The following is a 13,679-nucleotide window of genomic DNA, read 5'->3' on the forward strand; positions in this document are numbered from 1 at the left end:
CATACCCAAGTGGTCGGCGTTAACCGTCCTTCTCGATTTCACAGAGTAGCGGATGCTGGCTTTCCCTGGCGTACTGGTTGACCTGCATGGCCTTGGTCTCGGCGATGTCGCGGGTAAACACTCCACATACTGCCCGTCCTTCTGTATGGACGGCCAGCATGACCTTGGTCGCCAGCTCGCGATTCAGGTTAAAAAACACCTCGAGCACTTCGACGACGAAATCCATCGGTGTGTAGTCATCATTGAACAAAACCACCTTGTACATCGGCGGCGCCTGTAACGCAGGCTTGGCCTCCTGTACAGCAATGCCTGCTGAATCGTCGTCGTGTAAATCAGGGCGATCCTGATTGAATGTTAGTCGAATCTGGCTGATAGCATGCATGGAAAGAAAGGTTCGTTAGTTGAGCTGAATACAGTGGTGGGGGCGGCCCCAGAGCTTTTCAACCCCGACTGCTTGGTCACCTTGACTATCGGCAAATCAGTGTTACAACCAATAGAGCCCACGGTGGGTAAAAAAGGTCCGCACAGCCAACCCCATTTCAGGGTTGATGCGGATTAACTGGATGATACTCCAGTGATGGAGTCTGTTGCAGAGGGATATGAGCATGGCTAGCGGTAAGGTCAAGTGGTTCAACAATGCCAAGGGATATGGCTTCATCAACGAGGACGGCAAGGAGGAAGATCTCTTTGCCCACTACTCGGCCATTAAAATGGACGGCTACAAGACCTTGAAAGCAGGCCAATCCGTGAGTTTCGAGATCATCCAGGGCCCCAAAGGCCTGCACGCGATCAACATCGACTCAGCTACAGTAAAGGCCAATGCGCCCGCACCTGCAACGACCGTCCAGCACGAGCGTGCGTTGAGCTGATACCAGCAAACTTAGAGACATAAAAAACCGGCCGACTCATCATTTGAGTCGGCCGGTTTTTTATTTAACGCAAATCAGCTTACATGTGCGAGATCAGCGCATCGCCGAACGCGGAAGAAGACAGCAGTTTGGCGCCTTCCATCAGACGTTCGAAGTCATAGGTCACGGTCTTGGCCGAGATTGCGCCGTTGGTGCCCTTGATGATCAGGTCGGCCGCTTCGGTCCAGCCCATGTGACGCAGCATCATTTCAGCAGACAAAATCAGCGAACCCGGGTTGACCTGGTCCTTGCCGGCGTACTTCGGTGCAGTGCCGTGGGTGGCTTCGAACATCGCCACGGTGTCGGACAGGTTGGCCCCTGGCGCGATACCGATACCACCGACTTCAGCTGCCAGGGCGTCGGACAGGTAGTCGCCGTTCAGGTTCAGGGTCGCGATCACATCGTATTCAGCCGGGCGCAGCAGGATCTGCTGGAGCATGGCGTCGGCGATGGCATCCTTGACGATGACGTTCTTGCCGGTTTTCGGGTTCTTGAACTGCATCCACGGGCCGCCGTCGAGCAGGGTTGCGCCGAATTCTTCAGCGGCCACTTCGTAGGCCCACTCCTTGAAGGCACCTTCGGTGAACTTCATGATGTTGCCTTTGTGGACGATGGTCAGCGAATCGCGATCATTGTCGACAACGTATTGCAGGGCCTTGCGTGCCAGACGCTTGGTGCCTTCCAGGGAAACCGGCTTGATGCCGATACCGCAATTTTGGTCGAAACGGATCTTGGTAACGCCCATTTCTTCTTTAAGGAACTTGATGACCTTGGTCGCCTCCGGCGAACCGGCCTTCCATTCGATACCGGCGTAGATGTCTTCCGAGTTCTCGCGGAAGATCGTCATGTCGACATCGCCAGGCTTCTTGACCGGGCTAGGCACGCCTTCGAACCAGCGCACAGGACGCAGGCACACATAAAGGTCGAGCTGCTGACGCAGGGCAACGTTGAGGGAACGGATACCGCCACCGACCGGCGTGGTCAGCGGGCCCTTGATGGAAACCACGTAATCCTTGACTGCATCCAGAGTTTCCTGAGGCAGCCAGGTGTCCTGATCGTAAACCTGAGTCGCTTTTTCCCCGGCGTAGACTTCCATCCAGGAAATTTTGCGCTCGCCGCCGTAAGCCTTCTTAACAGCAGCATCGACAACCTTGATCATGACCGGGCTGATATCAACGCCGATACCATCACCTTCAATGAAAGGGATGATCGGGTTGTTAGGAACATTGAGAGAATGGTCTGCATTGACGGTGATTTTGTCGCCGACTGCTGGAACCTGAATCTTCTTGTATCCCATGCTGAACTCCATTGTTTGGATTGAACATCTGGCTTCGTCCGAGCGTACCCCAGTTAAATCGGCACGCAAACCCTATGTTCCATCGATCTGCCGCAAAGCTGCACAGTTCGCGACGTACAAGCCTGAAAGCAAAGGGAAAAGCGCCAAACTCAAGCACGGTAGACGACTCTACGCCGCACGCACGCCTGCGACCTTTAGACCAATGGACGATATTCGTTGCATATGAACCATCGGCAGATTGCCAGCTACCTATGTATAATGCCGCCGCTGACCGCAGGGTCACATAGGCGAACCTCTCTATTACGAGACTTTCCGCCCGATTAAAGCCGGGCTGTTACCGCAGTCCACCCGCTTGACGCTCGACTGATGCACCCAACATCACCGCGAAGAAACCTCGACATTCGGCTCATGGATGACTTTGAACGAACGCGCTTACCCGGCGCCCCTCGAGTTTCTGCGCACGCTTTAGCAAAGAAGAGAGTTAATCCGAATATGCCCAACCGCTCGAAGATCATCTACACCTTCACCGACGAAGCCCCAGCCCTCGCCACCTATTCACTGTTGCCTATCGTAGAGGCTTTCACCGCCTCCGCTGATATCGCCGTGGAAACCCGCGATATCTCTCTTGCAGGGCGCATCCTGGCCAGCTTCCCCGAGCAATTGGGTAATAAAGCCGTAGCCGACCACCTCGCCGAACTGGGCGCGCTGGCCGTCACGCCTGAAGCCAACATCATCAAACTGCCGAACATCAGTGCTTCGGTTCCGCAACTGCAGGCCGCGATCAAAGAACTGCAAGCCCAGGGCTATGCACTGCCGGACTACCCGGAAACCGTCACCAGCGACGCTGACAAGGACGCCAAGTCCCGTTACGACAAGATCAAGGGCAGCGCGGTAAACCCGGTTCTGCGTGAAGGCAACTCCGATCGCCGCGCACCATTGTCGGTCAAGAACTACGCTCGCAAGCACCCGCACAAAATGGGCGCCTGGGCAAAAGACTCCAAGTCTCACGTCGCTCACATGAGCACCGGCGATTTCTACGGCAGCGAAAAAGCTGCCCTGATCGACGCCGCTGACGCCGTGAAAATCGAACTGATCGCTCAAGACGGCACCACCACCGTCCTGAAAGAAAAAACCACCGTGCAAGCCGGTGAGATCCTCGATTGCGCCGTGATGAGCAAAAACGCCCTGCGTAGCTTCATCGCCGCAGAAATCGAAGACGCCAAGCAAAAAGGCGTTCTGCTGTCGGTTCACCTGAAAGCCACCATGATGAAGGTCTCCGACCCGATCATGTTCGGCCAGATCGTTGCCGAGTTCTATAAAGACGCCCTGGCCAAGCACGCTGACGTGCTGGCACAGATCGGCTTCAACCTGAACAACGGCATCGGCGACCTGTACGCCCGCATCAAGGCGTTGCCGGCCGAGCAGCAAGCGGCGATCGAAGCGGACATCCAGGCGGTCTACGCCGCTCGCCCTTCGCTGGCGATGGTCAACTCCGACAAAGGCATCACCAACCTGCACGTGCCGAGCGACGTTATCGTCGACGCCTCGATGCCAGCCATGATCCGTGACTCCGGCAAAATGTGGGGCACCGACGGCCAGCTGCACGACACCAAGGCCGTGATCCCGGATCGCTGCTACGCCACCATCTACCAGGCGGTGATCGAAGACTGCAAGCAACACGGCGCCTTCGACCCAACCACCATGGGCAGCGTGCCAAACGTTGGCCTGATGGCGAAAAAAGCCGAAGAGTACGGCTCCCACGACAAGACCTTCCAGATCAAGGCAAACGGCGTGGTTCGCGTTTCCGACAGCGCTGGTCGCACCCTGCTGGAGCAATCGGTTGAAGCCGGCGACATCTTCCGCATGTGCCAGACCAAAGACGCACCGATCCAGGACTGGGTCAAACTGGCGGTCAACCGTGCTCGCGCAAGCGCAACGCCGGCGATTTTCTGGCTGGACCCAATGCGCGCCCACGACGGCGTAGTGATCGAGAAAGTTCAGGCTTACCTGAAGGACCACGACACTTCCGGCCTGGACATCCGCATCATGTCGCCAGTCGACGCGATGGCCTTCACCCTGGCCCGTACTCGCGAAGGCAAGGACACCATCTCGGTGACCGGCAACGTACTGCGCGACTACCTGACCGACCTGTTCCCGATCATGGAGCTGGGCACCAGCGCCAAGATGCTGTCGATCGTTCCACTGATGAATGGCGGCGGTCTGTTCGAAACCGGCGCTGGCGGTTCGGCACCGAAGCACGTTCAGCAACTGCTGGAAGAAAACTTCCTGCGCTGGGATTCCCTGGGCGAGTTCCTGGCCCTGGCCGCCTCCCTCGAGCACCTGGGTGTTACTTACAACAACCCTAAGGCGCTGGTGCTGGCCAAGACCCTGGACCAGGCCACCGGCCAGTTCCTGGACAACAACAAGTCGCCATCGCGCAAAGTCGGCAACATCGACAACCGCGGCAGCCACTTCTACCTGGCGCTGTACTGGGCCCAGGCCCTGGCCGCCCAGACTGAAGACGCAGCGCTGCAAGCGCAGTTCAGCCAACTGGCGAAAACCCTGACCGAGAACGAGGCAACCATCGTTGCCGAGTTCAACGCCGTTCAGGGCAAGCCAGTCGACATCGGCGGTTACTACCACGCCAACGCCGAGCTGATCAGCAAGGCCATGCGCCCAAGCAACACCTTCAACGCGGCGATTGCTGCGCTGGTTTAAGGTTGTAAGGATGCAAAGAAGCCCCGGCCCCGTGCCGGGGTTTCTGTTTCCAACACCCACAGCCCCGTAGCAGCTGCCGAGCCTGCGAGGCTGCGTTCGGCTGCGAAGCAGTCGTAAAACCGTTATGCACGGTATGTCTGAAAGACCACTTCGCATGATTTACGGCCGCTTCGCAGCCTCGCAGGCTCGGCAGCTGCTACAAGTCACTCAACACCAGACGGAGCAATTGCATGACCTGGCTACCCCACATCACCGTCGCCACCATCGTCGAAGACAACGGCCGCTTCCTGATGGTCGAAGAGCTCAAGGCCGGACGCGTGGTACTCAATCAACCGGCCGGGCATCTGGACCCGAACGAAACCCTGACCGAAGCCGCCATTCGTGAAACCCTCGAAGAAACCGGCTGGGACGTTGAAGCTACCGGCGTAGTAGGCATCTACCTCTATACCGCCCCAAGCAACGGCGTGACTTACCAACGTGTGTGTTTTGCCGCCAAAGCCTTGAAACACCACCCCGATTATCAACTCGACGACGGCATCGTCGGCGCAAAATGGCTGACCCGCGACGAACTCCTTGCGCAACGCGAGCGCTGGCGCAGCGAGCTGATTATTCGCTGTATCGACGATTACCTGAGCGGTAAACTCTTCAGTCTCGAACTGATCCGCCCTTCTCTTTAGCCTTGCAGGCTCGGGCCTGATAGAATCGCGTCCTTTTTCAAGACACTCATTAAATCCCTATGCGTGATCCAGCCCCTTCTGACACACAAAAGAAGCGCGTCATTGTCGGCATGTCCGGCGGCGTGGACTCTTCCGTTTCCGCCCTACTGCTGATCGAGCAGGGTTATCAGGTGGAAGGCCTGTTCATGAAGAACTGGGAAGAGGACGACGGAACAGACTACTGCACCGCCATGGACGACCTGGCGGACGCTCAGGCCGTGTGCGACAAGATTGGCATCAAGCTGCACACCGCCAACTTCGCCGCCGAGTACTGGGATAACGTGTTCGAGCACTTCCTGGCCGAATACAAGGCCGGCCGCACGCCGAACCCGGACATCCTGTGCAACCGTGAAATCAAGTTCAAGGCGTTCCTCGACTACGCCATGATGCTCGGCGCCGACCTGATCGCCACCGGCCATTACGTGCGCCGTCGCGACATCGATGGCCGTACCGAATTGCTCAAAGGCCTGGACCCGAACAAGGACCAGAGCTACTTCCTGCACGCCGTAGGCGGCGAACAGATCGCCAAGACCCTGTTCCCGGTCGGCGAACTGGAAAAACCCGAAGTTCGCGCGATTGCCGAGAAACACGCCCTGGCCACCGCAAAGAAGAAAGACTCCACCGGTATCTGCTTTATCGGTGAACGACGCTTCAGCGACTTCCTCAAGCAATACCTGCCGGCACAACCGGGCGACATCAAGACCACCGAAGGTGAAGTGATCGGCCGCCACCATGGCCTGATGTACCACACCATAGGTCAGCGTCAGGGCCTGGGCATCGGCGGCTTGAAAGACGCCAGCGACGAGCCGTGGTACGTGCTGATCAAGGACCTGGAACACAACGAACTGATCGTTGGCCAGGGCAATGACCATCCTTGGCTGTTCTCCCGCGCCCTGCTCGCCTCGGACATCTACTGGGTCAACCCGGTCGACCTGAGCTCGCCGCGCAAACTCACGGCGAAAGTCCGCTATCGCCAGAGCGACCAGCCTTGCACCCTGGAAAAAACCGCCAACGGCTACCGCGCCACCTTCGATGACCCGCAGCGCGCGGTCACCCCTGGTCAATCGGTGGTGTTTTACGACGGTGAAGTTTGCCTCGGTGGCGGTGTCATCGAAGTCGCCGAACCCTGGAGCAGCAAGGATTCGTGCGCATGAGCCCGACTCAGGAGCAACTGACAGCGCTTGGCGGCGTGTTTCTCGCCGCTGTGCTGGTCGACAAGATTGCCAAGACCGGGCAGGTCAGCGAAGCCGGCCTGACCTGCATGCTTGGCAGCTTGTTGATCATCGACCCCAAGGACACGCTGGAGGTCTACGGCGGCGACGATATCAATCTGCGCGAAGGTTATCGCGCGTTGATCGGCGCCCTCGAACGCGACCCGAGCACCTTGCAGCGCGAACCCTTGCGCTACGCCCTGTCGATGCTCGGTCTTGAGCGCCAACTGGCCAAGCGCGGCGACATGCTTGAAGTGATCGGCAAGCGCTTGCCGCAGATTCAGTCCCAGGTCGAGCATTTCGGCCCGGCCCACGAAAACGTGATCGCCGCCTGTGGCGCGCTGTATCAGGACACCTTGAGCACCCTGCGCCAACGCATTCAAGTGCACGGCGACATGCGCAACCTGCAGCAGCCAAGCAACGCCTCGAAAATCCGCGCCCTGTTGCTGGCCGGCATCCGCTCGGCGCGCTTGTGGCGGCAGTTGGGCGGTCATCGCTGGCAGTTGGTGATCAGTCGCCGCAAACTGCTCAAAGAGCTTTATCCGCTGATGCGCAGCAGCTGAACCACACCCGCACAGCCAGCAACACCCTTTTGTAGCCTGTAACGCGTAAGACGCTGGTCAGTTGGCAACGGACCGGCGGATTTTTTTCATGTATGATACGCGCCCCATTTCGTTGCCCGACTGTCCGAGAACACCCCATGCAGCTCTCTTCGCTCACTGCGGTTTCCCCTGTTGACGGCCGCTACGCCGGCAAAACCCAGGCCCTGCGCCCAATTTTCAGCGAATACGGTCTGATCCGTGCTCGCGTCCTGGTTGAAGTGCGCTGGCTCCAGCGCCTGGCCGCTCATCCTGCCATCAGCGAAGTGCCGGCGTTCTCCGCCGAAGCTAACGCCGTGCTGAACACCCTGGCGGAAAACTTCTCTCTGGAACACGCCGAGCGCGTCAAAGAGATCGAGCGCACCACCAACCACGACGTTAAAGCCATTGAGTACCTACTCAAGGAACAGGCGGCCAAGCTGCCCGAACTGGCCAACGTCAGTGAATTCATCCACTTTGCCTGCACCAGCGAGGACATCAACAACCTGTCCCACGCCCTGATGCTGCGCGAAGGCCGTGATGACGTGATGCTGCCGCTGATGCGCCAAACCGCCGAAGCCATCCGCGAGTTGGCCATCCGCTTCGCCGACGTGCCGATGCTGTCGCGCACCCACGGTCAGCCGGCTTCGCCGACCACCCTGGGCAAAGAACTGGCGAACGTGGTTTACCGTCTCGAGCGCCAGATCGCTCAAGTCGCTGCCGTACCGCTGCTGGGCAAGATCAACGGCGCCGTCGGCAACTACAACGCTCACCTGTCGGCTTACCCTGAGATCGACTGGGAAGCCAACGCCCGCGCCTTCATCGAAGACGAGCTGGGCCTGGGCTTCAACCCGTACACCACGCAGATCGAACCGCACGACTACATCGCCGAACTGTTCGACGCGATCGCGCGCTTCAACACCATCCTGATCGACTTCGATCGCGATATCTGGGGCTACATCTCCCTGGGCTACTTCAAGCAGCGCACCATTGCCGGCGAAATCGGTTCCTCGACCATGCCGCACAAGGTCAACCCGATCGACTTCGAAAACTCCGAAGGCAACCTGGGTATCGCCAACGCACTGTTCCAGCACCTGGCGAGCAAGCTGCCGATCTCCCGCTGGCAGCGCGACCTGACCGACTCCACCGTACTGCGCAACCTCGGCGTCGGCTTCGCCCACAGCGTGATTGCGTACGAAGCAAGTCTCAAGGGAATCAGCAAGTTAGAGCTCAATGCTCAGAAGATTTCTGCGGACCTGGACGCGTGCTGGGAAGTTCTGGCCGAGCCAATCCAGACCGTGATGCGTCGCTACAACATTGAAAACCCGTACGAAAAGCTGAAAGAACTGACGCGCGGCAAGGGCATCAGCCCTGAAGCGTTGCAGACTTTCATCGATGCACTGGACATGCCTGCCGAAGCAAAGGCCGAGCTGAAAAAGCTCACCCCGGCCAACTACATCGGCAACGCCGTGGCACAAGCCAAACGCATCTGATCGACCGCTTGACCCTTTGAGACGCCCGGCAGCGCCGGGCGTTTTTATTCCCGTCTGAAAAGTGCTTTTTTTCAATAGGTTACACATGAATCCTGATACTCCTCTTCAACTTCTGGGCGGCATCACGGCACGGGAATTCCTGCGCGACTACTGGCAGAAAAAACCGCTGTTGATCCGCCAGGCGATCCCTGACTTCGAAAGCCCGATCGACGCCGACGAACTGGCCGGTCTGGCACTGGAAGAAGAAGTCGAATCGCGCCTGGTCATCGAGCATGGCGAGCGCCCTTGGGAACTGCGTCGCGGCCCGTTCGCCGAAGACGAATTCAGCAAGCTGCCAGAGCGCGAGTGGACCCTGCTGGTGCAGGCCGTCGACCAGTTCGTGCCGGAAGTCGCCGAGCTGCTGGAAAACTTCCGCTTCCTGCCGAGCTGGCGCATCGACGACGTGATGATCAGCTTTGCCGCCCCGGGTGGCAGTGTCGGCCCGCACTTCGACAACTACGACGTGTTCCTGCTGCAAGGCCACGGCAAGCGCAACTGGAAAATCGGCCAGATGTGCGATTCCGACAGTCCGCTGCTGCAACATGCCGACCTGCGCATCCTCGCCGACTTCGAAGCCACCGACGAGTGGACCCTGGAACCGGGCGACATGCTGTACCTGCCGCCGCGCCTGGCCCACTGCGGCGTGGCCGTCGATGACTGCATGACCTACTCGGTCGGTTTCCGCGCCCCAAGCGCCGCTGAAGTGCTGACCCACTTCACCGACTTCCTCAGCCAGTTCCTGCCTGACGAAGAACGCTACACCGATGCCGACGCGCAGCCAGCGATCGACCCGCACCAGATCCAGCACGATGCGCTCGACCGCTTGAAAAGCCTGCTGGCCGAGCACATGAGCGACGAGCGCCTGTTGCTGACCTGGTTCGGCCAGTTCATGACCGAGCCACGCTACCCGGAATTGGTGGTTGGCCCGGAACTGGAAGAAGACGACCTGCTGAGCAGCCTTGAACAAGGCGCCGTGCTGATTCGCAATCCAAGCGCGCGCCTGGCCTGGTCCGAAGTCGACGACGACCTGCTGCTGTTCGCCAGCGGCCAGAGCCGTTATCTGCCGGGCAAACTGCGCGAACTGCTGAAAATGATTTGCGCCGCCGATGCGCTGCACGTCGACAACCTTGGCCAATGGCTGAGCGATGAAGACGGCCGCAACCTGCTGTGCGAGCTGGTCAAGCAAGGTAGCCTGGGATTCGCTGATGAATAAAATTCGCGTACGTGTCGCAGACTGGCAAAAGGATAACGCCGAGATCCGGCGCATTCGTGAAACGGTGTTCATCGCCGAGCAATCCGTTCCACCCGAACTGGAATGGGATGCCGACGACGCGAGCGCCGTGCATTTCCTCGCCTTCGAAGGCGACTTTCCGATTGGTACCGCCCGCCTGCTGCCCGATGGCCACATCGGCCGGGTATCGGTACTCAAGGACTGGCGCGGCCTGAAGGTCGGCGACAAGCTGATGCAAGCAGTGATCGGCGAAGCCGAGAAGCGCGGGCTCAAGCAGCAGATGCTCAGCGCGCAGGTTCAGGCGACAGCGTTCTACGAGCGCCTGGGCTTTACCGTGGTCAGTGAAGAGTTCCTGGAAGCAGGGATTCCTCACGTGGACATGGTTCGCAAGGGCTGATTACCTGTGGCGAGGGAGCTTGCTCCCGCTGGGCTGCGCAGCAGCCCTAATAATTTTGGGGCCGCTTCGCGACCCAGCGGGAGCAAGCTCCCTCGCCACAAGTGCACACCAGCAACACCACAAAACGCCCCGCTATCCTCAGGTAGCGGGGCGTTTTGCTGTCTACGATTCAACTTGCCCCACCGCAGGCCGACAAACTGGCAAACTCAAGCCTTTGATCGCGGAGATAACGGACATGTCCCTACGCACCCTGCTCACCACGCTGCTGCTGACCTGCAGTTTCTCGGTCGTCGCTGCTACCGAGGTGGTGCAGCTCAACAATCGCACCAGCGCCGACCTGCTGCCGGTGGCGCAGAATTTTATCGGCAGGGACGGCAAGGTCAGCGCCTACGGCAACCAGCTGATCGTCAACGCCGAACCCGACAAGATCGACGAACTCAAAGCCCTGATCGCACAGCTCGACACCGCACCCAAGCGCCTGCTGATCACGGTCGACACCAACGAAAACAACCAGCAAAACAACGCCGATCGGCAAACGCAGATCATCAGCTACAGCACCGACAGCCGTGAAGGCGGCATCCAGCAGGTCCAGACCAGCGAAGGCACACCCGCCCTGATCCAGATCGGCCAGAGCGTACCGCTGACCACCACCCAGACCGACACCTACACCAGCCTGCCAAACCAGATAAACACCTTGCGCCAGCCCCAGGCCAATACCTCCGGCCAGCCGCAAAACCCGCTCAACAACTACGCTCACCAGCAAAACCAGACCCAATACCGCAACGTCACCCAGGGTTTCTACGTCACCGCCAGTGTTACCGGCGACATCGTTCACCTGGCAATCAGCACCAACCGTGACCGCATGAGCCAGGAACGCCCCGATGTAGTGAACGTGCAAAGTACCGACACAACCGTCAGCGGCCGCCTGGGCGAGTGGATCACCCTGGCTGGCGTCAACCGCCAGACGCAAGCCGACAAACAGGCTATGAGCCGCAGCTACTCTACTCAGGGACGGGATGACATGACGTTGCGAGTCAAAGTCGACACCTTGGACTAACACACCAAAAACTGACTGATTAGTCGTATTAGACTAAAGATGTAGTGCTTGAAAAATAGCACTACAAAACGTTTGACGAGCCAAAAAAGCGAAGGCATGATGGCCTCGCTCCCGCTAATCAGGGGCCCTGGCAAGGGCCTTCGGATCGCGCTCTAACCTTACCGACCTGAGCCGATTCGTGTCTGTACCGCCCATAAGGTGTGTTTGACGAGGTTGCGACTGGAACGAAGTTGTCCCGAGGGACGGAAGCGTAATAGGTAGCCCGGCAACACACTGATGATCGTATAAAGGCCCACGACGCCCGAATGCGCCCGCCAGTTCGCCCTTACCTGCTCAGCTTTCATCCTCGAGCCCATCGTTCATCCCGTCGCCTTCCCCGCCAGACCCGACTTGACCGCCTAAGCTTCTGGTCAGCGAGCAGCCATCTACGCCCCATTTGAATGTGCGTATCTGGCAACAGGAATTTTCCACCAGACCTATGCGACGAGGTTTATCTCCATGGCACTGACACGCGAACAGCAAATTGCAGCCCTTGAAAAAGACTGGGCTGAAAACCCGCGCTGGAAAGGCGTGACACGCACTTACTCCGCTGCTGACGTCGTCCGTCTGCGTGGCTCGGTTCAACCTGAGCACACCTTTGCAAAAATGGGCGCCGAGAAGCTCTGGAACCTGGTTACCCAGGGTGCCAAGCCAGCCTTCCGCCCCGAGAAAGATTTCGTCAACTGCATGGGCGCCCTGACCGGCGGCCAGGCGGTACAGCAAGTTAAAGCCGGCATCCAGGCGATCTACCTGTCGGGCTGGCAGGTTGCTGCAGACAACAACTCTGCAGAATCGATGTACCCGGACCAGTCGCTGTACCCCGTCGACTCCGTACCGACCGTGGTCAAGCGCATCAACAACTCGTTCCGTCGCGCCGACCAGATCCAGTGGAAAGCCGGCAAGAACCCGGGCGACGAAGGTTACATCGACTACTTCGCACCGATCGTTGCCGATGCTGAAGCCGGTTTCGGTGGTGTTCTGAACGCCTACGAGCTGATGAAGAGCATGATCGAAGCAGGCGCTGCCGGCGTTCACTTCGAAGACCAACTGGCTTCCGTGAAAAAATGCGGCCACATGGGCGGCAAGGTACTGGTTCCAACCCAGGAAGCCATACAGAAGCTGATCGCAGCTCGTCTGGCAGCCGACGTTGCCGGTACGCCGACCATCATCCTGGCCCGTACCGACGCTAACGCTGCTGATTTGCTGACGTCCGACTGCGATCCGTACGACCAGCCATTCGTGACTGGCGAGCGCACCCAGGAAGGCTTCTACAAAGTTCGCGCGGGACTCGACCAGGCTATCGCTCGCGGCCTGGCCTACGCGCCGTACGCCGACCTGATCTGGTGCGAAACCGCCAAGCCGGACCTGGACGAAGCCCGTCGCTTCGCTGAAGCGATCAAAAAGGAATACCCGGACCAACTGCTGTCGTACAACTGCTCGCCTTCCTTCAACTGGAAGAAAAACCTGGACGACGCGACCATCGCCAAGTTCCAGCGCGAACTGTCTGCCATGGGCTACAAGCACCAGTTCATCACCCTGGCCGGCATTCACAACATGTGGCACAGCATGTTCAACCTGGCGCACGACTACGCCCGCAACGACATGACTGCCTACGTGAAGCTGCAAGAGCAGGAATTCGCTGACGCCGCCAAGGGTTACACCTTCGTAGCGCACCAGCAGGAAGTGGGCACCGGCTACTTCGACGACATGACCACCGTGATTCAGGGCGGCTCGTCTTCGGTTACCGCACTGACCGGCTCCACCGAAGAAGAACAGTTCCACTGATCTGATTCGAACGAACAAACGGCCCTTCCGGACCGAGTAAAAAACTAACCGGAATGCCGCACATCTGACGCCCCGACTGGTTCGGGGCGTTTTTTTGCCCGCAATTTCACGAACACCACAAGCCCTCGTAGGAGCCAGGCTTGCCCGCGATGGGTGCGCCGCAGTTTTTCAGACAAACCGAGTCATCGTTCATCGCGGGCAAGCCTTGCT

Annotated in this window: 12 protein-coding genes; 10 read left to right on the plus strand and 2 right to left on the minus strand. The window is 58.9% G+C overall.

What is annotated here, in order from left to right; all coding sequences use genetic code 11:
- Nucleotides 1-19 precede the first annotated feature (19 nt).
- Nucleotides 20-382: an ATP-dependent Clp protease adapter ClpS gene (gene clpS / locus AABM55_RS17100; protein ID WP_015094394.1), complete on the minus strand. Its 363-nt coding sequence runs from the start codon at nucleotides 380-382 to the stop codon at nucleotides 20-22.
- Nucleotides 383-605: 223 nt separating this feature from the next.
- On the opposite strand from clpS, the gene cspD reads away from it, so the two are divergent.
- The gene (gene cspD / locus AABM55_RS17105; protein WP_162491273.1) at nucleotides 606-869 is read left to right on the plus strand and encodes a cold shock domain-containing protein CspD; all 264 of its coding nucleotides are present in this window, start codon (nucleotides 606-608) and stop codon (nucleotides 867-869) included.
- A 79-nt stretch (nucleotides 870-948) separates the two neighbouring features.
- Here the strand turns inward: cspD and icd are convergent, their stop codons facing one another.
- Nucleotides 949-2,205, minus strand: coding sequence for an NADP-dependent isocitrate dehydrogenase (gene icd, locus AABM55_RS17110; RefSeq protein ID WP_054597846.1), 1,257 nt, complete (start codon nucleotides 2,203-2,205; stop codon nucleotides 949-951).
- Between the two features lie 492 nt (nucleotides 2,206-2,697).
- Here icd and AABM55_RS17115 point away from each other — a divergent pair, with 492 nt between their 5' ends.
- From AABM55_RS17115 to aceA, 9 genes are all read left to right on the plus strand, one after another.
- Nucleotides 2,698-4,923, plus strand: a complete 2,226-nt coding sequence (locus tag AABM55_RS17115; protein WP_347927078.1) for an NADP-dependent isocitrate dehydrogenase — start codon at nucleotides 2,698-2,700, stop codon at nucleotides 4,921-4,923.
- Between the two features lie 230 nt (nucleotides 4,924-5,153).
- Nucleotides 5,154-5,600 (plus strand): NUDIX hydrolase, encoded by a 447-nt coding sequence (locus AABM55_RS17120; protein ID WP_347927079.1) that lies wholly within the window; start codon nucleotides 5,154-5,156, stop codon nucleotides 5,598-5,600.
- 59 nt (nucleotides 5,601-5,659) lie between these two features.
- Nucleotides 5,660-6,793, plus strand: a complete 1,134-nt coding sequence (gene mnmA / locus AABM55_RS17125; RefSeq protein ID WP_054597849.1) for a tRNA 2-thiouridine(34) synthase MnmA — start codon at nucleotides 5,660-5,662, stop codon at nucleotides 6,791-6,793.
- Entirely contained in the window at nucleotides 6,790-7,413 is a 624-nt protein-coding gene (gene hflD / locus AABM55_RS17130; RefSeq protein WP_054597850.1) for a high frequency lysogenization protein HflD, read from the plus strand. The genes mnmA and hflD overlap by 4 nt, the downstream gene beginning before the upstream one ends.
- Before the next feature lie 137 nt (nucleotides 7,414-7,550).
- Entirely contained in the window at nucleotides 7,551-8,921 is a 1,371-nt protein-coding gene (gene purB, locus AABM55_RS17135; RefSeq protein WP_103319869.1) for an adenylosuccinate lyase, read from the plus strand.
- Between the two features lie 85 nt (nucleotides 8,922-9,006).
- The gene (locus AABM55_RS17140; protein WP_054597852.1) at nucleotides 9,007-10,173 is read left to right on the plus strand and encodes a cupin domain-containing protein; all 1,167 of its coding nucleotides are present in this window, start codon (nucleotides 9,007-9,009) and stop codon (nucleotides 10,171-10,173) included.
- Complete coding sequence (locus AABM55_RS17145) at nucleotides 10,166-10,588, plus strand: GNAT family N-acetyltransferase (protein WP_054597853.1); 423 nt, start codon at nucleotides 10,166-10,168, stop codon at nucleotides 10,586-10,588. Before AABM55_RS17140 ends, AABM55_RS17145 begins: the two co-directional genes overlap by 8 nt.
- 235 nt (nucleotides 10,589-10,823) lie before the next feature.
- Nucleotides 10,824-11,645, plus strand: a complete 822-nt coding sequence (locus tag AABM55_RS17150; protein WP_347927080.1) for a secretin N-terminal domain-containing protein — start codon at nucleotides 10,824-10,826, stop codon at nucleotides 11,643-11,645.
- A 498-nt stretch (nucleotides 11,646-12,143) separates the two neighbouring features.
- A complete protein-coding gene (aceA, locus tag AABM55_RS17155; RefSeq protein ID WP_054597855.1) occupies nucleotides 12,144-13,469 on the plus strand; it encodes an isocitrate lyase in 1,326 nt (441 codons plus the stop codon).
- The last annotated feature ends 210 nt before the right edge of the window (nucleotides 13,470-13,679 follow it).

Source organism: Pseudomonas helvetica, from assembly GCF_039908645.1.
Lineage (GTDB): Bacteria > Pseudomonadota > Gammaproteobacteria > Pseudomonadales > Pseudomonadaceae > Aquipseudomonas > Aquipseudomonas helvetica.